Source organism: Ralstonia sp. 1138 (assembly GCF_040544795.1).
In the GTDB taxonomy this organism is placed as follows: Bacteria; Pseudomonadota; Gammaproteobacteria; order Burkholderiales; family Burkholderiaceae; genus Ralstonia; species Ralstonia flatus.
Window position 1 is genome coordinate 134,677 of sequence record NZ_JBEPKQ010000003.1, and the last position, 23,761, is coordinate 158,437.

The window sequence follows — 23,761 nt, forward strand, 5'->3', positions numbered from 1 at the left end:
GGATGACGTTGTTGAAGGAGACTTGCCATGTCGGCGTTTCTTGAGTTTCGTGGCATCAGCAAGGTGTTTCCGGGTGTGCGGGCGCTGTCCGATGTGTCGTTCGGCATCGAGTGCGGTCGCGTGCACGGCTTGCTGGGCGAGAACGGCGCGGGCAAGTCGACGCTGTTGAAGATCCTGGGCGGCGACTATCAGCCCGATGGCGGGCAGATCGTCGTCGAGGGAACGCCGACGACGTTTCCGACCACGCGCGCGGCGCTGGATGCCGGCATTGCCGTCATCCATCAGGAGCTGCAGACGGTGCCCGAGCTGACCGTGATGGACAACCTGCTGCTCGGCCACCTGCCGGCCAGCGGCGGGTTCATCCGACAGCGCGAGGCGATGGCGTGGACGCGCGAGCAGCTCGGCCGCATCGGCGTCGACCTGGACCCGCGCGCCAAGCTGAAGCACCTGTCGATCGGCCAGCGCCAGATGGTCGAGATCTGCAAGGCGATCCTGCGCGATGCGCGCGTGATTGCGCTGGACGAGCCGACGAGTTCGCTGTCGATCCGCGAGACCGACATCCTGTTCCGCCTCGTGAAAGACCTGCGCGCGCAGGGCCGTGCGCTGATCTACATCTCGCACCGGCTCGATGAGATTTTCGAGCTGTGCGATGGCTGCACGATCTTCCGCGACGGCCGCAAGGTGGCGGATTTCCCGTCGATGGCCAACGTCACGCGCGACGAGCTGGTGGCGCAGATGGTCGGCCGCCAGATCGACGACATCTTCGACTACCGTGCGCGCCCGCTGGGTGACGTGCGCTTGCAGGTGGATGGCCTGATGGGCCCGAAGCTGGCCGAGCCGGCAAGCCTGTCCGTACGCCGCGGCGAGATTGTCGGCCTGTTCGGGCTGGTGGGCGCGGGGCGCTCGGAACTGGCGCGATTGATCTACGGGGCCGATCGCAAAACGGCGGGCAGCATCACGCTCGACGGCGCGCCGATCCGCATCCGAGACGTGGCCGACGCCATCCGCCAGGGCATCGTGCTGTGCCCGGAGGACCGCAAGGAAGAGGGCATCATCGGCTGCCGCTCGGTGTCGGAAAACATCAACATCAGCTGCCGGCGCAACCAGCGTCGCTTCGGCCTGTTCGTCAATGACCGGCAGGAAGCGAAGACGGCCGATCACTACATCACGCGCCTGCGCATCAAGACGCCCAACCGCGAGCAGCCGATTCGCCTGCTGTCGGGCGGCAACCAGCAGAAGGCGATTCTGGCGCGCTGGCTGGCCGAAGACGACATGCGCGTGCTGATCATCGACGAGCCCACGCGCGGCATCGACGTGGGTGCCAAGAACGAGATCTACCAGGTGCTGTACGAGTTGGCCGAACGCGGCGTGGCCGTGCTGATGATCTCCAGCGAGCTGCCGGAAATCCTCGGTGTGGCCGACCGCGTGCTCGTGATGAGCGAAGGCCGCATCGCCGGCGAATTGCCGCGCGAACTGGCGAACGAGCAAGCGGTGCTCAAGCTCGCACTGCGGCCAGAGTCCGCGCCGTTGCCGTCCGCACCTTTGCCGCCGCTGGCGGCATGAGAACCCCGGAGTCCAAGATGTCTCAGTCTCAACCCCTGCAACATTCCGATGCGCTCGCCGCATCGGCACGCTCTGCCATGAACAAGACGCGCCTGCTTAGCCTGCTGGACGATTTCAGCCTGCCGCTGATCTTCGCCATTCTCTTTGCCGCGCTGTCGTTCTCGGTCGAGTATTTCTTCTCGTGGCAGAACATGGTCGGCCTTGCGCTGTCCGTCTCGCAGATCGGCATGGTTGCCTGCACGATGATGTTCTGTCTGGCCTCGCGTGATTTCGATCTGTCGATCGGCTCCACGGTGGCGTTTGCCGGCGTGCTCTGCGCCATGATCATCAACGCCACCGGCAGCATCGCACTCGGCATCGGCGCGAGCCTGGTGGCGGGCGCGATCATCGGCGGCATCAATGGTTTCGTGATCGCCAAGCTGAAGATCAATGCGCTGATCACGACGCTGGCCACGATGGAAATCGTGCGTGGCCTCGCTTTCATCGCCTCACATGGGCAGGCGGTGGGCGTGTCGGACATGGATTTCTTCGACCTCGGCAACACGATCCTTTTTGGCGTGCCGACGCCGGTGTGGGTCGCGGCGCTGTGCTTTGTCGTGTTTGGTGTGCTGCTCAACAAGACGATCTACGGCCGCAATACGCTGGCGATCGGCGGCAACCCGGAAGCCGCGCGGCTGGCCGGCGTGAACGTCAACATGACGCGCATCGTGATCTTCCTGATCCAGGGCGTGATTGCTGCGTTGGCCGGCGTGATCCTGGCGGCGCGCATCACCAGCGGCCAGCCGAATGCGGCGCAAGGCTTTGAGCTGAACGTGATTTCGGCCTGCGTGCTGGGCGGCGTGTCGCTGCTCGGCGGCCGCGCGACCATCAGCGGGGTGCTGGTCGGCGTGCTGATCATGGGCACCGTGCAGAACGCGATGAACCTGCTGAACATCGACGCGTTCTATCAGTACCTGGTGCGCGGTGCGATTCTGCTGGCGGCGGTGCTGGTCGACCAGTTGAAGAACCGTGGCGGCCGTGAGTGAGGCCGTGCAGATGACAACCGCAACCACGCTGTCCGATCTGCGCTGCACGCTGGGCGAAGGCATCGTCTGGGACGACGCCCTGCGCGTGCTCTGGTGGACCGACATCCAGGAATCGCTGCTGTGGCAGCACGATCCGACGACGGGGCAGGAGCGTCAATGGCCGCTGCCGCAACGCGTCGGCTCTTTCGTGCTGACGGACGAGCCCGGCGTGTTGATCCTCGGCCTCGCGAAGAACATCGCCCGCTTCGATACGCGCACCGGCGCGCTCACGCTGCTGGCTGACGTCGAGCCGGACAACCCGACCACGCGGGTCAATGACGGCCGCGCAGACCGCTCCGGCAACTACGTCTTCGGCACGCTGCACGAGGGCGGCCCCGAACCCACCGGCAGCTTCTATCGCTTCACGCCGATGGGCACGTTGCAACGCCTGGCGCTGCCGCACATCGCCATCGCCAACAGCATCGCCTTCAGCCCCGACGGCGAGACCATGTATTGGTGCGATACCAACAGCCGGCGCATCCACGCGTGCGATTACGACGGGCAGACCGGCGCAGTCGCCAATATTCGCGTCTTCGCCGATCTGCGCGACCAGGATGCCGATGGCGCCCACAAGGGCTCGCCCGATGGCTCGACCGTCGATGCAGACGGCTGCCTGTGGAATGCCGAGTGGGGCGGTAACCGCCTGACGCGCTACGCACCGGACGGCCGCGTGCTGGCGCGCGTGTCCGTGCCGGCATCGCAGCCCACATGCCCGGCATTTGGCGGCGCGGCGCTCGATACGCTGTATCTGACGACGGCACGAGACGGCTTGTCAGCGCGCCGCCTGGCAGAAGACGTGCATGCCGGCGCGACGTTGCAGCTTGCCGTGCCGGACGCACGCGGATTGCCGGAGGGCCGGTTCGGCCATGCCTACGTTGCAGCTTGAAAACGGCACGCTACGCGCCGAGGTATTGCCCGAAGCCGGTGGCGGCTTGCTGCGTTTCGATCTGCTGCGTGACGGCGATGTCGCGCCGATCTTCCGGCCGGCGGTAGCAGAAGCCGCGCTGCACGATCCGAGAGCGCTCGCCTGTTTTCCGCTCGTGCCGTGGTCCAACCGCATCGGCGGTGGGCGCTTCCAGTTCGAAGGGCGGACCATCGACGTGCCGGGCACGCGTGACGACGAAGCCTATCCGCTGCACGGTCACGGCTGGCTGATGCCGTGGGAGGTGGTCTCACAAACAGACACGTCAGTCGAACTCGCCGCAACGGTCCACCACGGCCCTCCCTTCCGCTACCTGACGACGCAGCGCTACACGCTCGCGGGCAACACGCTGGAAATCTCGCTGACGGTACGCAACGAAGGTGCGCCGCTGCCCTTTGGCCTGGGCGTGCATCCGTTCTTTCCGCGCACGCCGGATGTTCGGTTGCTCGCCAGCGCAACGGCCATGTGGGAATCCGCATCTGACCATCTGCCGACGGTTCTGCAGGCGCCACATGCAGATGCAGACTTTCGCGAGCTCCGGAAGCTCGAAGCCAACGCCGCCATCAATCACAGCTTTGAAGGCTGGGATGGCCACGCCGAGATCGTCTGGCCCAGCCGCCGCCTGTCTGTGCAGATCACGGCCGACACGGCGCGCTATGTGCTGTACACCCCAGCCGGGTACGACTTCTTCTGCTTCGAGCCGGTCGACCACGCCATCAACGCGCACAACTTATCCGGCCTGGCGCAAGACCACGGGCTGACGGTTCTCGGCACCGGTCAGAGCCTGCAGCGCAGCTATCAATTCACCGTGAACCGAACTGACGCATGACTGTTTCTCCGATGTCTTTCCCGCCGCGTCTTGCCGGCAAGGTCGCCTTGGTCACGGGCGCCACGCAAGGCATTGGCGGCGCGATTGCCAGGCTGTTCGCGCAGCACGGCGCGCGCGTGATCGTCAACGCGCTGGTGCGTGACGCGTGCGCCGAAGCCTTTGCCGCCGAAATTGGCGACAGCGTTGGCAACGACAACATCCTCCTCGTGCAAGCCGACGTGCGCGACCGCGCGCAGATCGACGCGATGGTCGCTGCCGGCGTCGAGCGCTTTGGCGGCATCGACGTGCTGGTCAACAACGCCGGCATCAACGTGTTTTCCGATCCGCTCACGTTGAGCGAGGACGACTGGGCGCGCTGCCTTTCCGTCGATCTGGAAGGCGCGTGGCATTGCGCGCGCGCCGTGCTGCCGCACATGCTGGCGCGCGGGGCGGGCAGCATCGTCAACATCGCGTCGGTGCATGGACACAAGATCATTCCGGGCGCGTTTCCGTATCCGGTGGCCAAGCATGGGCTGATCGGGCTCACGCGTGCGCTGGGGATCGAATATGCAGCGCGCGGTATCCGCGTCAATTCGATTTCGCCGGGACTGATCCTCACGCCGATTGCCGAGGCCGGCTTTGCCGCCGCGCCCGATCCGGAGGCCGAACGCCGCCGCCAGGCCGAACTGCTGCCGTGCAAGCGCATCGGCGAGCCCGAAGAAGTGGCCTACACCGCGCTGTTCCTCGCCTCCGACGAGGCGCGCTTCATCAACGCGACCGACATCCTGATCGATGGCGGCCGCTCGCAGCTCTATCACGAATGACCTGGACAACCCACCTTCCGCTGATCGCCATCCTGCGCGGCATCCGGCCTGACGAGGTGCTCGCGCACACGCAGGCGCTGGTCGATGCCGGTTTCGATGCCATCGAAATTCCGCTGAACTCGCCCGACTGGGCGCAGAGCGTGCTACTCGCCGCGCGTGCTTTTGGCGACCGCGCGCTGATCGGCGCGGGCACCGTGCTGCGCCCCGAAGACGTTGACCTGATGGTCGCGGCCGGCGGCAAGCTCGTCGTGACGCCCAATACGAATGCAGACGTGATCCGTGCCGCCGCTGCACGCAAGCTCGTCACCTGCATCGGCTGCATGACCGCCACCGAGGCTTTTGCCGCGCTCGACGCAGGTGCGCAGGCGCTGAAGATCTTCCCGGCCGGCAATCTCGGGACTGGTTATGTCCGGGCGCTCAAGGCCGTGCTGCCCGCTGACGTGCCGGTATTTGCCGTCGGCGGCATCACGCCGGAGAACCTTGCCGATTACCTTGCCGCCGGCTGCATCGGCGCCGGGCTCGGCAGCGACCTGTATCGCCCGGGCCAGCCCATCGAGCGCACCGCCGAACGCGCGCGCGCCTTTGTCGCGGCCTACCGCGCCGTCCAATCTGTCCGCACCTGAACGCACCTTCGATTCGATCCATGAAAATCACCCGCCTGACCACGTACCGCCTGCCTCCGCGCTGGATGTTCCTGAAAGTCGAGACCGACGAGGGCGTCACCGGCTGGGGCGAACCCGTCATCGAAGGCCGTGCGCGCACGGTGGAGGCGGCGGTGCACGAGCTGTCCGATTACCTCGTCGGCCAGGACCCGCGCCGCATCAACGACCTCTGGCAGACCATGTACCGCGCCGGCTTCTACCGCGGCGGCCCGATCCTGATGAGCGCCATCGCCGGCATCGACCAGGCGCTGTGGGACATCAAGGGCAAGGTGCTGGGCGTGCCGGTGTATGAACTGCTCGGCGGCCTCGTGCGCGACAAGATGCGCACCTACAGCTGGGTCGGCGGCGACCGCCCGGCCGACGTGATTGCCGGCATGAAGGCCCTGCAGGCCGGCGGCTTCGATCACTTCAAGCTCAACGGCTGCGAAGAGATGGGCATCATCGACACGTCCCGCGCGGTGGACGCGGCGGTCGCCAAGGTTGCAGAGATTCGCTCCGCGTTTGGCAACACCGTCGAATTCGGGCTCGATTTTCACGGCCGCGTGTCTGCGCCGATGGCCAAGGTGCTCATCAAGGAGCTGGAGCCGTATCGCCCGCTCTTTATCGAAGAGCCCGTGCTGGCCGAGCAGGCCGAAACCTATGCCCGCCTGGCCGCCCACACCCATCTGCCGATCGCCGCTGGCGAGCGCATGTTCTCGCGCTTCGACTTCAAGCGGGTGCTGGAGGCGGGCGGGGTGTCGATCCTGCAGCCGGACCTGTCTCACGCCGGCGGCATTACCGAATGCGTGAAGATCGCCGCCATGGCCGAGGCTTACGATGTGGCGTTGGCGCCGCATTGCCCGCTGGGCCCGATCGCGCTGGCGGCCTGCCTGCACGTCGATTTCGTCAGCTGGAACGCCACGTTGCAGGAACAGAGCATGGGCATCCACTACAACAAGGGCGCCGAACTGCTCGATTACGTGCGGAACAAGGCCGATTTCGCACTGGAAGGCGGCTATATCCGCCCGCCGCGCCTGCCCGGCCTGGGCGTGGACATCGACGAGGCGCTGGTCATCGAACGGAGCAAGGAAGCACCCGACTGGCGCAACCCGGTGTGGCGCCACGCCGACGGTTCCGTCGCGGAGTGGTAAGCCGGGCGGGGGAGGGGACGTCGTAGCACGTTTTACTGACCGCGATCACCCCAGCCGGGTCATTCCCGTCTGGTAAAATCGCGGTTTTCCCGCCTATCTCCTGCCGCAGGTTCGCATGACCGCCCCCGCCCTCCACTCGAATACCACCCAGCCTACCCAGTTGATGGCCAGCGCCATTCGCGTGCTCGCCATGGACGCCGTCCAGCAAGCCAACTCCGGCCACCCCGGCGCGCCGATGGGCATGGCGGATATCGCCGTGGCACTGTGGAGCCGCCACCTGCGTCACAACCCGCTCAACCCGCGCTGGCCCGACCGCGACCGCTTCGTGCTGTCCAACGGGCACGGCTCGATGCTGATCTACGCGCTGCTGCACCTGACCGGCTATGACCTGCCGATGTCGGAACTGAAGAACTTCCGCCAGCTGCACAGCAAGACCGCCGGCCACCCGGAATACGGCATCACCCCGGGCGTGGAAACCACCACCGGCCCGCTGGGCCAGGGCATCACCAACGCCGTCGGCATGGCCCTTGCTGAGCGTCTGCTGGGTCAGGAATTCAATCGCCCGGGCTTTGACATCGTCAATCATCACACCTACGTCTTCCTGGGCGACGGCTGCCTGATGGAAGGCATCAGCCACGAAGCCTGCTCGCTGGCCGGCACGCTGGGCCTGAACAAGCTGATCGCGCTGTGGGACGACAACGGCATCTCGATCGACGGCGACGTCGTCCACTGGTTCAACGACGACACCCCGAAGCGCTTCGAAGCCTACGGCTGGAACGTGATCCGCGCCGTCGACGGCCATAACGTTGCCGCCGTGGAGGCCGCGATTGCCGAAGCCAAGAAGTCCGACAAGCCGACGCTGATCTGCTGCCGTACGCTCATCGGCAAGGGCGCGCCCAACAAGGAAGGTGGCCACGACGTGCACGGCGCACCGCTGGGCGGCGTGGAAATCGCTGCCGCGCGCGAAGCGCTGGCTTGGCCGCACGCACCGTTTGAAATTCCGCAAGCCGTGTACGACGCGTGGGATGCCAAGGGCCAGGGCCAGGCGCTGGAAAAGGCCTGGAACGCGCTGTTCGACGCGTATTCCGAGCGCTACCCGGCCGAGGCCGCGCAGTTCGAGCGCCGCATGCGTGGCGAACTGCCGGAAGCCTTCGACAAGGCCGTCGCCGAGTTCATCGAGAAGTGCGAGCAAAAGGCCGAGACCATTGCCACGCGCAAGGCCAGCCAGAACACGCTGGAAGCCTACGGCCCGGTGCTGGGCGAGCTGCTGGGCGGCTCGGCCGACCTGACCGGCTCGAACCTGACCAACTGGAGCGGCAGCAAGGCCGTGCGTGTGGATGCCTGGGGCAACCACATCAACTACGGCGTGCGCGAGTTCGGCATGAGCGCCATCATGAACGGCATCGCGCTGCACGGCGGCTACATTCCGTACGGCGGCACGTTCCTGACGTTCTCCGACTACAGCCGCAACGCGCTGCGCATGGCCGCGCTGATGAAGATCCGCTCGATCTTCGTCTTCACGCACGATTCCATCGGCCTGGGCGAAGACGGCCCGACGCACCAGTCGATCGAGCACGTTGCCAGCCTGCGCCTGATCCCGAACATGGACGTCTGGCGTACTGCCGACACCACCGAAACCGCCGTCGCCTGGGCCGCGGCCATCGAGCGCCAGAACGGCCCGAGCTGCCTGATCTTCAGCCGCCAGAACCTGCCGTTCCAGGCACGCAATCCGGCCACGCGCGAAGCCATTGCGCGCGGCGGCTATGTGCTGCGCGATGCCGCCAACGGCAAGCCGGACGTGGTCATCATCGCCACCGGCTCGGAAGTTGGCCTGGCGGTCGGTGCAGCAGACCAGCTCGCCGCCGAGGGCATCCACGCGCGCGTGGTTTCGGTGCCCGCCACGACCGTGTTCGACAAGCAGGACTCGGCCTACAAGGCGAGCGTGCTCCCGGCCGGCGTGCCGCGCATCGCCGTGGAAGCGGGCGTGACCGATTTCTGGTGGAAGTACCAGGTGCAAGCCGTGGTCGGTATCGACACCTTCGGTGAATCGGCCCCGGCGGGCGTGCTGTTCAAGCACTTCGGCTTCACCGTCGAGAACGTGGTGAACACCGCCAAGAGCGTCATTGCTTAACTGAATTTGCGTACGCGGCACCCACGAGGTGCCGCGCTGGTTTTTATCGCATCGTCGATTTCTTTTCTGCTATCAGGAGACTGACCATGACCATCAAGATCGGCATCAACGGCTTCGGCCGCATCGGACGCATGGTGTTCCGCGCCGCCGCCGCCAACTTCAAGGACATCGAAGTTGTTGCCATCAACGACCTGCTGGAGCCCGACTACCTGGCGTACATGCTGAAGTACGACTCGGTGCACGGCCGCTTCGACGGTGAAGTGTCGGTCGACGGCAACACGCTCGTCGTCAACGGCAAGAAGATCCGCCTGACCGCCGTGAAGGACCCGTCCGAGCTGAAGTGGGGCGAAGTCGGCGCCGACGTGGTGATCGAATCGACCGGCATCTTCCTGACCAAGGAAGGCGCGCAAAAGCACATCGACGCGGGCGCCAAGAAGGTGATCATGTCGGCCCCGTCGAAGGACGACACCCCGATGTTCGTGTACGGCGTGAACCACGAAACGTACAAGGGCGAGGCGATCATCTCCAACGCTTCGTGCACGACCAACTGCCTGGCACCGGTTGCCAAGGTGCTGAACGACAAGTGGGGCATCAAGCGCGGCCTGATGACGACCGTGCACGCTGCCACCGCCACGCAGAAGACCGTTGACGGCCCGTCCAACAAGGACTGGCGCGGCGGCCGCGGCATCCTGGAAAACATCATCCCGTCGTCGACCGGCGCCGCCAAGGCCGTGGGCGTGGTGATTCCGCAGCTGAACAAGAAGCTGACCGGCATGTCGTTCCGCGTGCCGACCTCCGATGTGTCGGTCGTCGACCTGACTGTCGAGCTGGAAAGCGCCGCCACGTACGCTGAAATCTGCGCCGAAATGAAGGCGCAGAGCGAAGGCGCGCTGAAGGGCGTGCTCGGCTACACCGAAGACAAGGTTGTTGCTACGGATTTCCGCGGCGATGCACGCACCTCGATCTTCGACGCCGAAGCCGGCATCGCACTGGATGGCACCTTCATCAAGGTCGTGAGCTGGTACGACAACGAGTGGGGCTACTCGAACAAGTGCCTGGAAATGGCACGTGTGGTGGGCAAGTAATCCACCTTGCTGCCAAGAGAACGCGCCTTCGGGCGCGTTTTTTTCATGGGCACGTCGGTCTAGGGCGAGCCGATCTCACTAAAACGCTGCGGGTTGGGCGCAGATCGGCGTTTGTTATGGACTGAAACGAAAACGTTTGCGGATTAGCAAATTTCGGATTCGGGCTACAGGAATTCGCTTTGAAAATTGGGTTGCAGTCCGTACACTGAACAAATACTACATTGTGATGTGGCGGGCTTTTACGTCGCATCCGGCCCATTGCCTTGGCAATGGTTGCCTTTCCAGTTTTCCAACGTGTTCGAGCCAAGGCGTCCCATGGTCAACGTCGATACCAAGCTGCTGGTGATTTTTGTTGAGCTGCTCAGCAAGCGCAACGCCACCTACGTGGCCGAAAAGATGCACATGACCGCACCGGCTGTTTCGCATTCGCTGGGCCGTCTGCGCGAGATCTTTGACGATCCCCTCTTCATTCGCGTGCCGCACGGCCTGACGCCTACGCCCAAGGCGCTTGAGCTGGGCCCGAAGGTGCGCGAGATGCTCGACCTGTGGGCGGCCATCAACGAGGGCGATATCGCCACGTTCGATCCGGCCGAAGCCACCGGCACGTTCAACGTCAGCTTTGCCGGCACGCTGGGCGATGCGCTGTTCGATCGCTTCCTGCTGCGCATCAAGCGCCTGGCGCCGGCATTGCAGGTGCGCCTGACCGAATCGTCTTCGTGGGAAGCCGATGTGGCCGCCATGCGCGCGAACGAGCTGGATCTGGCGTTCTCGCCGTTCCCCACGCGCCATCCCGAGATCATGGAAGAGGTCGTGACCTCCTTCAACATGTGGGTCTGCGCGCGCAAGGATCACCCGATCCTCGGTGATCGCTGCACGCTCGAGCAATACCTCGACTGCGAGCACATCTTCATCGCGCAGGGCAGCCCCGGCAGCCGTGTCGCGCCGTCGCTCATTCCGCTGGACTACGCCTTGCAGCAGCGCGGCCTCAAGCGCAATTCGACCATGACGGTGCATAGCTGGCGCACCCAGGGCGAAGTCGCCGCCCAGACCGACATGATCTTCACGGTCAATTCGCTGATGAAGGATATGGTCTGCAAGATGTACGACCTCAACGCGTTCCCGCTGCCGACCGAGCTGGAAACCGTGCTGGGCCTGAACATGCTGTGGCACCGCAGCCGCAATACGCACCCGATGCTGGTGTGGGCGCGTCAGCTCTTCAAGCAGGTCGTGGCTGAGTACACGGGGCAGGCGTCGGGCGCGCCGGCGCATTCGCCCGTGCAGGCCAATGAACATGGCAAGGCCGAAAAGGGCGGCCAGGGCGACGCAGAAAAGGAGGACGAGACGCGGCTGTCCGCCTGACATCCGCCCTCTCGCCGCTCCAATGAAAAACGGCCGCAGACGATGCGGCCGTTTCCTTTTGGCGACGACGCTTCAGCGCTTCGGCCGATGCGGGCAGGCTTCCTTCGTGCAATTGCCATAGAGCGACAGCGCATGCTCCTGCAACGCAAAGCCGCGCGCACGTGCAATGCTTTGCTGGCGCTGCTCGATCTCGGCATCGAAAAATTCTTCCACGCGGCCGCAATCGAGGCACACCAGGTGATCGTGGTGTTTGCCTTCGTTGAGTTCGTAGATGGCCTTGCCGGATTCGAAGTTGTTGCGTGACAGCAGGCCCGCCTGTTCGAACTGCGTCAGCACGCGATAGACGGTGGCCAGGCCAATGTCCATGTGCTCGGCGAGCAGGATGCGGTACACGTCTTCGGCGCTCATGTGGCGCTCTTCGCTGGTCTGAAAGATCTCGAGGATCTTCAACCGCGGCACCGTGGCTTTCAGACCGATGTTCTTGAGGTCTGCAGGACTCGGCATGCGCCAGGCTCCCTAGAGTACAATGTTCGGATATTCCAATCATAAGGGTTTTGGCGGCAAAAGTCCTATTGACGGGCCTGCACGATGTGCCTGGGCCGTCGCCGATTCCTCCCGTACCGGCATGTCCGGAACCGTTTGAAGGCCGATCGCTCATGACCTTTTCTTTTGCGCGCAGTCCTGTCCGTTTTGCCCACGTCGCCCGTCGCGGCGGCCTGTTGGTGGGTGCCATGCTCGCCGCGTCGGCGTTGCTGGCCGGATGCGGCACCTATGACAGCACCACGCGCAAGATCGCCAATGCCATCACGCCGTATCGCATCGATATCGTGCAGGGCAACTTCGTCTCGCGCGAACAGGCAGCGCAGCTCAAGGAAGGCATGACGCGCGACCAGGTCCGCTTCGTACTCGGCACGCCGCTGCTGACGGACATGTTCCACGCCAACCGCTGGGACTACATCTTCTCGTTCAAGCGTGGCAACACGTCGGTTGTGCAGGAGCGCAGGCTGACGGTGTGGTTTGACGGCGACCGCCTTGCCAAGTGGGTCGGCGCCGATGAGCTGCCGTCCGAGTCGGAACTGATCTCCGAGATCGACGGCATCAAGCGTCCGAAAAAGGATGCCGCGCAGGCCGCCGCAGCTGCGGGCGCCGCGCCGGCAGCGCGTGCACCGTCGATTCCGTCGGCTGAGGTGACGGACCGCGTGCAGTCGACCGCAGGCTCCAAAAACAACGTTGACGTGACGCTGCCGGAGCGCCGCACTGGCGGTGGTGGTACTGACACCAGCGTTCCGCCGCCGGCCACCCAATCGCAGTGAACGCCGTGAAGCGCGCATAGCCAGCGCGCCGGCATCACGACTTCGAGCGAGCGGCGGACGGGTTCCGCCGCTTGTGCGTTTTACAGACCGTTTTTCTTTTGCAGCTTTTCGCTTCCACCGACATGAAAATCGCGATTGCAGGCGCCTCGGGCCGTATGGGCCAGATGCTGATCGACACCGTACTGCGCACGCCCGGCGTGACGCTGGGCGCAGCGCTGGACCGCCCAGGCAGCGATGCCGTGGGCCAGGACGCCGGCATCAAGCTGGGCAAGACGACCGGCGTGATTGTGACCGAGGACGTGCGCGCGGGTCTCTCGCAAGCCGACGTGCTGATCGACTTCACGCGTCCTGACGCAACGCTGAATCACCTGAACGTGGCCCGTGAGCTGGGCACCGCGGTGGTCATCGGCACGACCGGCTTCACGGCTGAGCAAAAAGCCAGCTTCAAGACCTACGGCGAGTCGATCGGCGTGGTGTGGGCGCCCAACATGAGCGTGGGCGTCAACGCGACCTTCAAGCTGATCGAAGTCGCCGCGAAGATCCTGGCGCAGGGCTACGACGTCGAGATCATCGAGGCGCATCACAAGCACAAGATCGACGCCCCGTCGGGCACCGCGCTCAAGATGGGCGAGATCGTGGCCGAGGCGCAGGGCACCAAGCTGGCCGATCGCGCGGTCTATGCGCGCGAAGGCGAGACCGGCCCGCGCGAGCTTGGCACCATCGGCTTTGCCACCGTGCGCGGCGGCGACATCGTCGGCGACCACACCGTGCTGTTTGCTGGCGACGGCGAGCGCATCGAAATCACGCATCGCTCCAACACCCGCCAGTCGTATGCCGAAGGCGCCGTGCGCGCTGCGGTCTATGTGGCTGGCAAGAAGGGTTTGTACGACATGAACGACGTGCTCGGCCTGTAATCAGGCTGGCGGCAGAAGGCGCTGGCAGGCCTGTCCGGCGCCTTTTTTCACTGCTCGCGATCGCCCGGATGGGGCGGGTGGCGACGGTATAATCGGGCCTTTTCCGTTATTCAATCCGGCTGCGCGCGTTGGCGGCGCGGCTGCAATCGCCGGGGCATCCGGGCGACCCATCACCATGCAAGACAAATATTCCCCGTCCGACGTCGAACAGCAAGCGCAGCAACACTGGCAGGCCCTGGATGCCTACCGCGTGACCGAACACGCGCGCGCTGCTGACGGCTCGGACAAGCCCAAGTTCTACGCCTGCTCGATGCTGCCGTATCCGTCGGGCAAGCTGCACATGGGCCACGTGCGCAACTACACGATCAACGACGTGATGACGCGTCAGCTGCGCATGAAGGGATATAACGTGCTGATGCCGATGGGCTGGGACGCCTTCGGCATGCCGGCGGAAAACGCGGCGCTCAACAACGGCGTGGCACCGGCTGCATGGACCTACGACAACATCGCTTACATGAAGAAGCAGATGCAGTCGATGGGCCTGGCGATCGACTGGTCGCGCGAAGTGGCGACCTGCAGCCCCGACTACTACCGCTGGAACCAGTGGCTGTTCCTGAAGATGCTCGAAAAGGGCATCGCCTACCGCAAGACCGGTACCGTGAACTGGGACCCGGTCGACCAGACCGTGCTCGCCAACGAGCAGGTGATCGACGGGCGCGGCTGGCGTTCGGGCGCGGTGGTGGAAAAGCGCGAGATCCCGATGTACTACCTGGGCATCACCAAGTATGCGCAGGAACTGCTCTCCGACCTTGACCCGCTGGGCTGGCCCGAGCGCGTCAAGCTGATGCAGCAGAACTGGATCGGCAAGAGCGAGGGTGTGCGCTTTGCATTCCCGCACAACATTGCCGGTGACGACGGCAAGCTGATCAACGACGGCAAGCTGTACGTCTTCACCACGCGTGCCGACACGATCATGGGCGTGACGTTCTGCGCCGTGGCCGCGGAGCATCCCATTGCCGCGCATGCCGCGCAGAGCAACCCGGCACTCGCCGCGTTCATCGAAGAGTGCAAGCACGGCAGCGTCATGGAAGCCGACATGGCCACCATGGAAAAGAAGGGCATGCCGACCGGCCTGACGGTCACGCACCCGCTTACGGGCGAATCCGTGCCGGTGTGGGTGGGCAACTACGTGCTGATGACCTACGGCGACGGCGCCGTGATGGGCGTGCCCGCGCACGACGAGCGCGACTTTGCCTTTGCCAACAAGTACCACCTGCCCATCAAGCAGGTGATCGACGTGAAGGGCCAGCCGTACGACACGACCACCTGGGCCGACTGGTACGGCGACAAGGAACACGGCGTGCTATTCCACAGCGGCAAGTACGATGGCCTGAACTATCAACAGGCCGTCGACGCCGTGGCTGCCGATCTGGCCGCACAAGGCCTGGGCGAGAAGAAGACCACCTGGCGCCTGCGCGACTGGGGCATCTCGCGCCAGCGCTACTGGGGCACGCCGATCCCGCTGATCCATTGCGAGAGCTGTGGCGTCGTGTCCGTGCCCGAGCAGGACCTGCCGGTGCGCCTGCCCGAAGACCTCGTTCCGGATGGCACGGGCAACCCGCTCGCTAAGGATCCGCGCTTCCTGAATTGCACGTGCCCGTCGTGCGGCAAGCCCGCGCGCCGCGAGACCGACACGATGGATACCTTCATCGATTCGTGCTGGTACTACATGCGCTATACGTGCCCGGACGGCGAGACCATGGTCGATGCCCGCAACGATTACTGGATGCCGATGGACCAGTACATCGGCGGCATCGAGCACGCGATCCTGCATCTGTTGTACGCACGCTTCTGGACCAAGGTCATGCGTGACCTGGGCCTCGTCAAATTCGATGAGCCGTTCACCAACCTGCTCACGCAGGGCATGGTGCTCAACGAGACGTACTACCGGGAAGATGCCGCAGGCAAGAAGCAGTGGATCAACCCCGCCGACGTCGACGTACAGACCGACGAACGCGGCCGCCCGGTGGGCGCCACACTCAAGGCCGACGGCCAGCCGGTGGTGATCGGCGGCGTGGAAAAGATGTCGAAGTCGAAGAACAACGGCATCGACCCGCAAGCCCTGATCGACCAGTACGGTGCCGACACGGCGCGCCTGTTCACGATGTTCGCCGCGCCGCCCGAGCAACAGCTCGAGTGGAACGACGCCGGCGTGGAAGGCGCCTCACGGTTCCTGCGCCGTCTGTGGAACTTTGGCGTGGCGCACGCCGACGCCATTCGCGCCGGTCACGGCAATGGCGTTGTGGCCGGTGCCACGGATGCCGATCGCGCACTGCGCCGCGAGCTGTACACCGTGCTCAAGCAAGCGAATTACGACTACGAGCGCCTGCAGTACAACACCGTCGTCTCGGCGACGATGAAGATGCTCAACGCGCTGGAAGGCGCCAAGGACGCCGGTGCCGATGCGCGCCGCGAAGGCTTGGGGTTGCTGCTGCGCGTGCTGTACCCGGTGGTGCCGCACATCACGCACGTGCTGTGGACCGAACTGGGCTACACCGGCGTATATGGCGACTTGCTCGACGCCCCGTGGCCGCAGGTCGACGAAGGCGCGCTGGTGCAGAGCGAGATCGAACTCGTGCTGCAGGTCAACGGTAAGGTGCGCGGCAGCATCGTCGTGCCGGCCGATGCCGATCGCGCCGCCATCGAAGCGATTGCCGCCAAGGATGAAGCGGTCCAGAAATTTGCTGAAGGCAAGCCGCCCAAGAAGATCATCGTGGTGCCGGGCCGTCTGGTGAACGTGGTGGCCTGATCGGCCATCCCACTCAAGGAACGCATGGTTATGTCGTTGTCCCGAGGTTTGTCCCGCCGTCGCTTTGGCCGCTCTGTCCTTGCGCTTGCGATTGCGCTGCCGGCGCTGTCCGCTTGCGGTTTCCACATGCGGGGCAATACCGACTTCGCGTTCAAGCGGCTGTACATCAACTTGCCGCAGAATTCGCAGATGCGCGCGCAGTTGCGCCGGCTGATCGACAACGGCTCCGACACCGTCATCGTGTCGGATAAGAAAGACGCCGATGCGCTGCTCGACGTGCTGGCCGAAGACCGCGTGAAGACCATCTCGTCGCTCACGCCGCAGGGTGTGGTGCGCGAGTACCGCATCACGTACCGCTTCCGCTTCCAGCTGCGCGATGCGCACGACAACCTGCTGATCCCGCCGTCGGAAATCACGCAGTTCCGCGATCTCTCGTACAACGAGACGCAGGTGCTTGCGAAGGACTACGAAGAAGCGGCGCTCTACCGCGACATGCAGGGCGATACGATCAACCAGCTCGTGCGGCGCCTGGGCGCCGTGAAGCTGCCGTCGTAAGCGCGGATCAGGGCAGGGTTTGCCATGCAATTGCGGCTCGATGCGCTCGAAGGTCATCTGAAGCAGGCCACTGCCAAGGGGCTCGCCCCGCTGTACGTGGTGCATGGCGACGAGCATCTGCTCGCACTTGAGGCGGTCGATGCGCTGCGGCAGGCCGCTCGTGCGCAGGGCTTTACCGAACGCGAGGTGATGAGCGTCGAGCGGGGTTTCTCGTGGTCGCGCGTGACCGAGGCGCAGCAGTCGATGTCGCTGTTCGGAGATCGCAAGATCGTCGAGCTGCGCATTCCGTCTGGCAAGCCCGGCAAGGATGGCGGCGAGGCATTGCGCGCATTGGCGGCGGGCACACCGTCTGGCCCCGCCACCGATACCGTCACGCTGATCACGCTGCCGCGTCTGGATTTTGCGACGGCCAAGTCGGCGTGGTTTGCGGCGCTGGAAGGGGCGGGCGTGTCGATCAAGGTGGATTCGGTGGATCGCACCAAGCTGCCCGGCTGGATTGGGGAGCGCCTCGCGCGCCAGCAGCAACGTGTGGAGCCCGGTGAGCCTGGCCGCCGCGCGCTGCAGTTCATTGCCGACCGTGTGGAAGGCAATCTGCTGGCCGCGCATCAGGAAATCCAGAAACTCGGCTTGCTGCATCCGCCCGGTGTGCTGACGTTCGACGATGTGCACGATGCGGTGCTCAACGTGGCGCGCTACGACGTGTTCAAGCTGTCCGAAGCCATGTTGGCCGGCGATGTGCCGCGTCTGGTGCGCATGCTGGAAGGCCTGCGCGGCGAGGGCGAAGCCACGGTCCTGGTGCTCTGGACGTTGACCGAAGAAATTCGCGTATTATCAAAAATCGCCTCGGGCGCGGCCCAAGGCAAGCCGGTGGCGTCCATGCTGCGAGAACTCCGGGTGTGGGGCCCGCGCGAGCGGCTGGTGCCGCAGGCGGCGCAGCGGCTGTCACAGCGGGAGCTGGAGGGTGCGCTCTCCATGGCCGCCAAGCTGGATCGGCAGGTCAAGGGGTTGCGCGAGCCGTCGCTGCCCGCCGAGCCATGGGACGGCCTGCTGCAACTGGCGATGCGCGTCGCGCGGCCGGGCAGTCTTCCGGTGCCGGCCTGATCCACACCGTCGGCCGCAAGCCTCCGAATTGTCCTCACACTGAATTTGCCGGCAGCTCGCCGGTCGCGATCATCATGAAGCAGCTCGACGTGAACGAATACATGGCCCTGGTCGGCCGTCAGGCGCGCACCGCCTCGCGTGGCATGGCCCGGGCCGGCACCGCGCAGAAGAACCGCGCGTTGTTGCACATTGCCGCCGCCGTCCGTCGCGATGCCGCCAAGCTCAAAGAGGTCAATGCCCGCGACGTCGAACGCGCTCGCGCCAACGGCCAGGACGCCGCCTTCATCGACCGCCTCACGCTGACCGATCGTGCCATCGACACCATGGCCGCCGGCCTGGAGCAGATCGCCGCGCTGCCCGACCCGATCGGCGAGATCAGCAACATGAAGTTCCGCCCCACCGGCATCCAGGTCGGCCAGATGCGTGTGCCGCTTGGCGTGATCGGCATCATCTATGAGTCGCGGCCGAACGTGACGGTGGATGCCGCGGCGCTGTGCATCAAGTCGGGCAACGCGACCATTCTGCGCGGCGGCTCCGAAGCGATCGAATCGAACGGCGCGCTGGCGGCGCTCATCGAGGAAGGGCTGGCCGATGCCGGCCTGCCGGCCAACGCCGTGCAGGTGGTGGCCACCACGGACCGCGCAGCGGTCGGCAAGCTCATCACCATGACGGAGTACGTCGATGTGATCGTGCCTCGCGGCGGCAAGAGCCTGATCGCGCGACTGATCGAAGAAGCCCGCGTGCCGATGATCAAGCATCTGGACGGCATCTGCCACGTCTACATCGACGTCGATGCCGACATCGAGAAGGCCGTGCGCGTGTGCGATAACGCCAAGACCCAGCGCTATGCGCCGTGCAACACGATGGAAACGCTGCTCGTGTCGCGCGATGTGGCTGCGCGCGCGCTGCCGCCGCTGGCAAAGATCTACCAGGACAAGGGCGTGGAACTGCGTGTGTGCCCGGCCACGCGCGCCACGCTGGAAGCGGCCGGCTTCAGCAACCTGAAAGACGCCGTTGAGGCCGACTGGCACACCGAATATCTCGCGCCGATCCTGTCGATCCGCACCGTCGACGGCCTGGACGACGCCATCGAGCACATCAACACCTACGGCTCGGCGCACACCGATTCGATCATCACCGAGAACTATTCGACTGGCATGCGCTTCCTGCGCGAGGTCGATTCGGCCAGCGTGATGATCAACGCATCGACGCGATTTGCCGACGGATTCGAATACGGCCTGGGCGCCGAGATCGGCATCTCCAACGACAAGCTGCACGCGCGCGGGCCGGTCGGGCTGGAAGGGCTGACCTCGCTGAAGTACGTCGTGTTCGGGCACGGCGAGATCCGCACCTGACATCGCTTGCTGCACATTGAGCGCCGCCACGAGCGGCGCGCTGTTTTTACCGCTCGCGCTTCACACCATTCACGGGACGCTTCGCATGCTCTGGGTCAAAGCCTTTCACATCGTCTTCATTGCGTCGTGGTTTGCGGGGCTGTTCTATCTGCCGCGCATCTTCGTCAATCTTGCGATGGAAACCGAGCGCGCGGCCATCACGCGCCTGCTGATCATGGCGCGCAAGCTGTTCCGCTTCACGACGATGCTGGCGATTGTCGCGATCCTGCTGGGGCTGTGGCTGTTCCTGGGATATCGCATCGGGCTATATCCGCCCAATGGCTGGATGCATGCGAAGCTCGCGCTGGTGCTCGTAACGATCGGGTATCACCATGGCTGTGGCGTGCTGCTGCGCAAGTTCGAGGCGGGTGCCAACAAGCGCTCCCACACGTTCTACCGCTGGTTCAATGAACTGCCGGTGCTGTTGTTGTTGGCGATCACGATCCTGGTGGTCGTCAAGCCATTCTGATTTTTTCTGGTTTTCCGATGGCAACTGCTTACTTCGCGCCATGCCCCCGTGGGCTGGAACAGGCGCTGGCCGATGAACTGGCCGAAATCGCCATTCGCCCCGAGGTCGATGAGCTGGCGGCGTTCGAGGTGGGCCGCACCGTGCCGGGCGGCGTGCATTTCTTCGGCACGCAGGGTGCGGCGTATGCGGTCAACCTGCACAGCCGCATTGCCAGCCGCGTGCTGATGCGCCTGGCTTCGCGCGGGTATCGCTCGGAAGACGACATCTATGCGCTGGCCGCTGCGCAGCGCTGGGAAGACTATTTCACGCCCGACGAGATGATCCGCGTGGACGTGACCGCGCACAAATCGCCGTTGCAGAGCCTGAAGTTTGTCGGCCTGCGCGTGAAGGACGGCGTGTGTGACCGCTTCCGCCAGCGCATGGGCGCGCGGCCCAGCGTCGATACGGTCTCGCCCGACGTGCGCATCTACGCATACCTGACCGAGACCGACTGCACGATCTATCTCGACACCACCGGCGAACCGCTGTTCAAGCGCGGCTGGCGGCAGGAAAAGGGTGAGGCGCCGCTGAAGGAAAACCTCGCCGCCGGCATCCTGCGCCTGACGGGCTGGACGGGCGCACACGGCATGCCGTTCTACGATCCGATGTGCGGCAGCGGCACGTTCCTCGTTGAAGCCGCGCAACGTGCGCTGGGTATTGCGCCGGGCGGGCAGCGCGCCTTCGCTTGCGAGTGGTTGCAGGACCACGATGCCAAGTGCTTCAAGCGCCTGCGCGAAGCCGCTGCCGATGCGGCGGCCGCATCCATGCGCCGGGCACCGCCGCTGGTGGCTGGCTCCGACATTTCCACCGACATGCTCGCCTATGCTGCCGCCAACTGGCAGCGTGCCGGTCTGCCCGGCGAGCCGGTGCTCAAGCAGGTCGATGCGCGCTTCGGTAAGCCGCCGTTCGAGGCGGCCGGCGTGCTGCTGATGAATCCGCCGTACGGCGAGCGTATCGCCGTGCGCGGTGCCCACGGTTCGCGCCGCCGCCGGCCGGAAGGCGAGGGCGACGAGGATGGCACCGTGTTCGAGCGCGCCAGCCGCGCCATGGGCGCCCCGCGCGACGATGGTCGCCGTCCGATGCGCGAACTGCGTCAGCCGGAGCCGCCGCTCCCGATCGACCCCGAGGAAGAGGCCGCCGCCAACGAATTTGCACAGGCCTTTGCGGGCACGCTCAAGCGTGAATTTGCTGGCTGGAAGGCGTTCGTCTTCACGGGCGATCTCTCGATGCCGCGTCGGATGCGGCTGAAGGAATCGCAGCGCACACCGCTCTACAACGGCAACATCGAATGCCGTCTGTTCCGCTTCGACATGGTGAAGGGCGGCATGCGCGATCGCCCGGAGCGGCCTGTAAAAGGCGATGCCTCAAACGACAACGCCGACGCATAAGCATCGGCGTTGTGTGCCAACGGCGGGCTCCGTTCAGGCGGCCTGCTGACCTTGGAAATGCTCCATCCACGCCGCGAGTTGATCCGGCGTGAGCTGCGTCTGGTTGTCGAGCAGGCGCAGCTTGACGGTTGCGTCATCGCGCTCGGCCGTGAGTGACCAGCCCTTTCCGTCGAGCCACAGCAGGAACGCCAGCCACTTGGCATGCGCGTCCGACACCTTGTGCGTGGACGCGGCTTCCAGGAATTCCGTCAGGGTGGTGAGATCCACCACCGCGGCAGCATCGCTGCCCGACGGCGAGACCTTGCCGTGCAGCACCTCGGCGAGCACCTCCAACGCCTGGGCTGCCGGCTTGCTGTCAAAGCGCGACGACAAGTCGAGATAGGCCTGCCGCACTGCGTGGCTGAACTCGCCGGTGCGCAGGCTTTCTTCGCCCACCAGCTCGGTGTAGTCCTTCATCGCCCAGTCCGGCTGCGCCAGCGATTGCAGCCCCACGGCCGCGGCCGCACGGAGGTAATCGTTGACGGCGCTGAACGACGACAGCCCCGATACCGCCAGGTACAGCGTCTGCAGCGCCCCGATGCGGTGGGTGAGCGTCTGGCTCTGGCGTACGGTCATCTTCTCGCGCAGCAGCGCGTCGCGCTCGCGGCGCAGGTCAGAGAACTCCAGCGCCTGCTTCAGCTCCACGCGCAGCGCCGTGATGTCCCACGGCTTCTTGATGTAGCGGTGAATCTGCCCCTGGTTGACGGCCTCCACCGTGTCTTCGATTTCGGAATAGGCGGTCGTCAGGATGCGCACGAGGTGCGGATACCGCTCGCGTGCATAGCGCAGCAGTTCGTTGCCGAGTTCACCGGGCATGCGCTGGTCCGACACGAGCACGCCCAGCGTGGCGGCGTGCTGGTCGAGCATGCGCTTGCCTTCTTCGACCGAGGTGGCGGTGACGACCGGCGCCAGTGAACCGATGGCACGGCCGAAGTAAGTCAGCGCCAATGTCTCGTCGTCCACGTACAGGATCTTGGGCTCGTTGCCCCCGGGATTGGTCATCCGTCACTCCTCATAGCAAATGCAGCCAATACGGCAAACGCGCGGAACACGTGCGGCTTGGTTCGTAAGTCTTGTGGTCTTGTCATGGGAACGTCAGAGTCACGCGCGTGCCTGCGCTGGGTGCAGAATCAATCGCAATCGCTCCTCCGAACGATTGCATGATCCGCGTACAAAAAATCATGCCCATGCCGTTGCCGCCTTCTTCAGCGCGCGTCGTTACGGGGTCGATGGTCAGCCGCGCGAGAACGTCCGGCGCGATGCCGGGGCCGTTGTCTTCGATGCGGATCATGTGCTGCGCGCTGCCGGCATCCGGCGCACGGCCGGCGACGATTTCGAGCTTCGGCGCATTTGTTTGCCGCAGCGCCTGCAAGGCGTTGCTCGTCAGCGACGAGAGGACCAGCATCACGCAGTTGGGCAGGGTCTGGATCGGGAAGTCGTCTTCCACGCGGTACGACACCCATTCGCGCTGCGCGTTCGTGAACGGATACGTGTCGAACAACGAGCGGATCAGGCCGCCCGCGCTGTTGGGCGTGACGGCCGTGCCGGGCTTGCCGTAGGTGTTGCGCACGGAGTTCAGGAACGTGGCGATCACCGAAAGGCAATAGCGCGCGTTGTCCTGCACGCGATCGGCCGCGCGGCCAATCTCGGGCAGCGCGCCTGGCGTGGGCTCGGTCTGGTCCACGCGCATGCGGATGCCGCGCGCAAAATTCGAGATGGCGGCCAGCGGCGTGTTCAGTTCATGCGCAAGAAAGGCCAGCGTTTCGTCGATTGCCATGAGGCGCTGCGTACGCAAGAGGCGATCCTGGCGCAGGGCCAGCGCCTCCTGCAGCGAGCGCCGAACGTCTTCGGGTTGATAGGGCTTTTCAAGGATCTTGAACACGCGCCCGGTGTTGACGGCCTGGATCAGCAGGTCCTTGTCGGCATATGCCGTGACGAGGATGGTGGCAATGTCGCCGTATTCCGCATCGATGAAGCGCAGCAGTTCGGTGCCGTCGCCGCCGGGCATGCGGAAGTCGGTCAGCACCACGCTGATGCGCTCGTGCGAATCGCGCAGCACGGCCTTGGCCTCTTCGACGCTGTTGGCCGTGAGCACCTCGTAGCCGACACCGATCGTGCGTGCAAACCACTTGCAGGCCTGCACTTCGTCGTCGACGTAGAGGATGGTGACGGTGTCCGGCGTGGTGTCCATG

At 65.0% G+C, this 23,761-nt stretch carries 21 protein-coding genes; 18 read left to right on the forward strand and 3 right to left on the reverse strand.

The features are described 5' to 3' along the window. The first annotated feature begins 27 nt into the window (after positions 1–27). The 10 genes from araG (at position 28) to ABIC76_RS13545 (ending at position 11,548) form a co-directional block, all read left to right on the forward strand. Entirely contained in the window at positions 28–1,563 is a 1,536-nt protein-coding gene (araG, locus tag ABIC76_RS13500; protein ID WP_354534283.1) for an L-arabinose ABC transporter ATP-binding protein AraG, read from the forward strand. 77 nt (positions 1,564–1,640) lie between these two features. After that, entirely contained in the window at positions 1,641–2,588 is a 948-nt protein-coding gene (gene araH, locus ABIC76_RS13505) for an L-arabinose ABC transporter permease AraH (RefSeq protein WP_502947862.1), read from the forward strand. Positions 2,589–2,598: 10 nt separating this feature from the next. Beyond that, a complete protein-coding gene (locus ABIC76_RS13510; protein ID WP_354534285.1) occupies positions 2,599–3,513 on the forward strand; it encodes an SMP-30/gluconolactonase/LRE family protein in 915 nt (304 codons plus the stop codon). Continuing rightward, positions 3,494–4,378, forward strand: coding sequence for an aldose 1-epimerase (locus ABIC76_RS13515; protein ID WP_354534286.1), 885 nt, complete (start codon positions 3,494–3,496; stop codon positions 4,376–4,378). Before ABIC76_RS13510 ends, ABIC76_RS13515 begins: the two co-directional genes overlap by 20 nt. Beyond that, complete coding sequence (locus tag ABIC76_RS13520) at positions 4,375–5,181, forward strand: SDR family oxidoreductase (protein ID WP_354534287.1); 807 nt, start codon at positions 4,375–4,377, stop codon at positions 5,179–5,181. Before ABIC76_RS13515 ends, ABIC76_RS13520 begins: the two co-directional genes overlap by 4 nt. Beyond that, positions 5,178–5,804 (forward strand): 2-dehydro-3-deoxy-6-phosphogalactonate aldolase, encoded by a 627-nt coding sequence (locus tag ABIC76_RS13525; protein WP_354534288.1) that lies wholly within the window; start codon positions 5,178–5,180, stop codon positions 5,802–5,804. Before ABIC76_RS13520 ends, ABIC76_RS13525 begins: the two co-directional genes overlap by 4 nt. A 20-nt stretch (positions 5,805–5,824) precedes the next feature. Further along, positions 5,825–6,973, forward strand: a complete 1,149-nt coding sequence (gene dgoD / locus ABIC76_RS13530; RefSeq protein WP_354534289.1) for a galactonate dehydratase — start codon at positions 5,825–5,827, stop codon at positions 6,971–6,973. Positions 6,974–7,088: 115 nt separating this feature from the next. Beyond that, positions 7,089–9,104, forward strand: a complete 2,016-nt coding sequence (gene tkt / locus ABIC76_RS13535) for a transketolase (RefSeq protein WP_343549330.1) — start codon at positions 7,089–7,091, stop codon at positions 9,102–9,104. Positions 9,105–9,190: 86 nt separating this feature from the next. After that, complete coding sequence (gene gap, locus ABIC76_RS13540; protein ID WP_009241512.1) at positions 9,191–10,189, forward strand: type I glyceraldehyde-3-phosphate dehydrogenase; 999 nt, start codon at positions 9,191–9,193, stop codon at positions 10,187–10,189. A 315-nt stretch (positions 10,190–10,504) separates the two neighbouring features. Beyond that, positions 10,505–11,548 (forward strand): LysR family transcriptional regulator, encoded by a 1,044-nt coding sequence (locus ABIC76_RS13545; RefSeq protein WP_024972152.1) that lies wholly within the window; start codon positions 10,505–10,507, stop codon positions 11,546–11,548. A gap of 72 nt (positions 11,549–11,620) precedes the next feature. On the opposite strand, the gene fur is transcribed toward ABIC76_RS13545, so the two are convergent. Continuing rightward, positions 11,621–12,052 (reverse strand): ferric iron uptake transcriptional regulator, encoded by a 432-nt coding sequence (gene fur, locus ABIC76_RS13550; protein WP_004632868.1) that lies wholly within the window; start codon positions 12,050–12,052, stop codon positions 11,621–11,623. Positions 12,053–12,204: 152 nt separating this feature from the next. Between fur and ABIC76_RS13555 the strand changes: the two genes are divergently transcribed. The 8 genes from ABIC76_RS13555 (at position 12,205) to ABIC76_RS13590 (ending at position 21,530) form a co-directional block, all read left to right on the forward strand. Beyond that, complete coding sequence (locus tag ABIC76_RS13555; RefSeq protein ID WP_027680548.1) at positions 12,205–12,861, forward strand: outer membrane protein assembly factor BamE; 657 nt, start codon at positions 12,205–12,207, stop codon at positions 12,859–12,861. Between the two features lie 122 nt (positions 12,862–12,983). Then, positions 12,984–13,775 (forward strand): 4-hydroxy-tetrahydrodipicolinate reductase, encoded by a 792-nt coding sequence (dapB, locus tag ABIC76_RS13560; RefSeq protein ID WP_102066810.1) that lies wholly within the window; start codon positions 12,984–12,986, stop codon positions 13,773–13,775. A 175-nt stretch (positions 13,776–13,950) separates the two neighbouring features. Beyond that, complete coding sequence (gene leuS, locus ABIC76_RS13565; RefSeq protein ID WP_354534290.1) at positions 13,951–16,584, forward strand: leucine--tRNA ligase; 2,634 nt, start codon at positions 13,951–13,953, stop codon at positions 16,582–16,584. 30 nt (positions 16,585–16,614) lie between these two features. Next, the gene (locus tag ABIC76_RS13570; protein WP_037027129.1) at positions 16,615–17,139 is read left to right on the forward strand and encodes an LPS-assembly lipoprotein LptE; all 525 of its coding nucleotides are present in this window, start codon (positions 16,615–16,617) and stop codon (positions 17,137–17,139) included. Positions 17,140–17,163: 24 nt separating this feature from the next. Next, positions 17,164–18,240 (forward strand): DNA polymerase III subunit delta, encoded by a 1,077-nt coding sequence (gene holA / locus ABIC76_RS13575; RefSeq protein WP_343549333.1) that lies wholly within the window; start codon positions 17,164–17,166, stop codon positions 18,238–18,240. Between the two features lie 74 nt (positions 18,241–18,314). Then, a complete protein-coding gene (locus ABIC76_RS13580) occupies positions 18,315–19,595 on the forward strand; it encodes a glutamate-5-semialdehyde dehydrogenase (RefSeq protein WP_354534291.1) in 1,281 nt (426 codons plus the stop codon). An 85-nt stretch (positions 19,596–19,680) separates the two neighbouring features. Next, positions 19,681–20,103: a CopD family protein gene (locus ABIC76_RS13585; protein WP_316870193.1), complete on the forward strand. Its 423-nt coding sequence runs from the start codon at positions 19,681–19,683 to the stop codon at positions 20,101–20,103. Between the two features lie 17 nt (positions 20,104–20,120). Continuing rightward, entirely contained in the window at positions 20,121–21,530 is a 1,410-nt protein-coding gene (locus tag ABIC76_RS13590; protein ID WP_343549334.1) for a THUMP domain-containing class I SAM-dependent RNA methyltransferase, read from the forward strand. A 33-nt stretch (positions 21,531–21,563) separates the two neighbouring features. Here the strand turns inward: ABIC76_RS13590 and ABIC76_RS13595 are convergent, their stop codons facing one another. Both ABIC76_RS13595 and phcR read right to left on the reverse strand, forming a co-directional pair. Further along, positions 21,564–22,571, reverse strand: a complete 1,008-nt coding sequence (locus tag ABIC76_RS13595; protein WP_354534292.1) for a response regulator — start codon at positions 22,569–22,571, stop codon at positions 21,564–21,566. Positions 22,572–22,653: 82 nt separating this feature from the next. Beyond that, positions 22,654–23,760, reverse strand: coding sequence for a two-component system hybrid sensor histidine kinase/response regulator PhcR (gene phcR, locus ABIC76_RS13600; protein ID WP_102066805.1), 1,107 nt, complete (start codon positions 23,758–23,760; stop codon positions 22,654–22,656). Position 23,761: the final 1 nt, after the last annotated feature.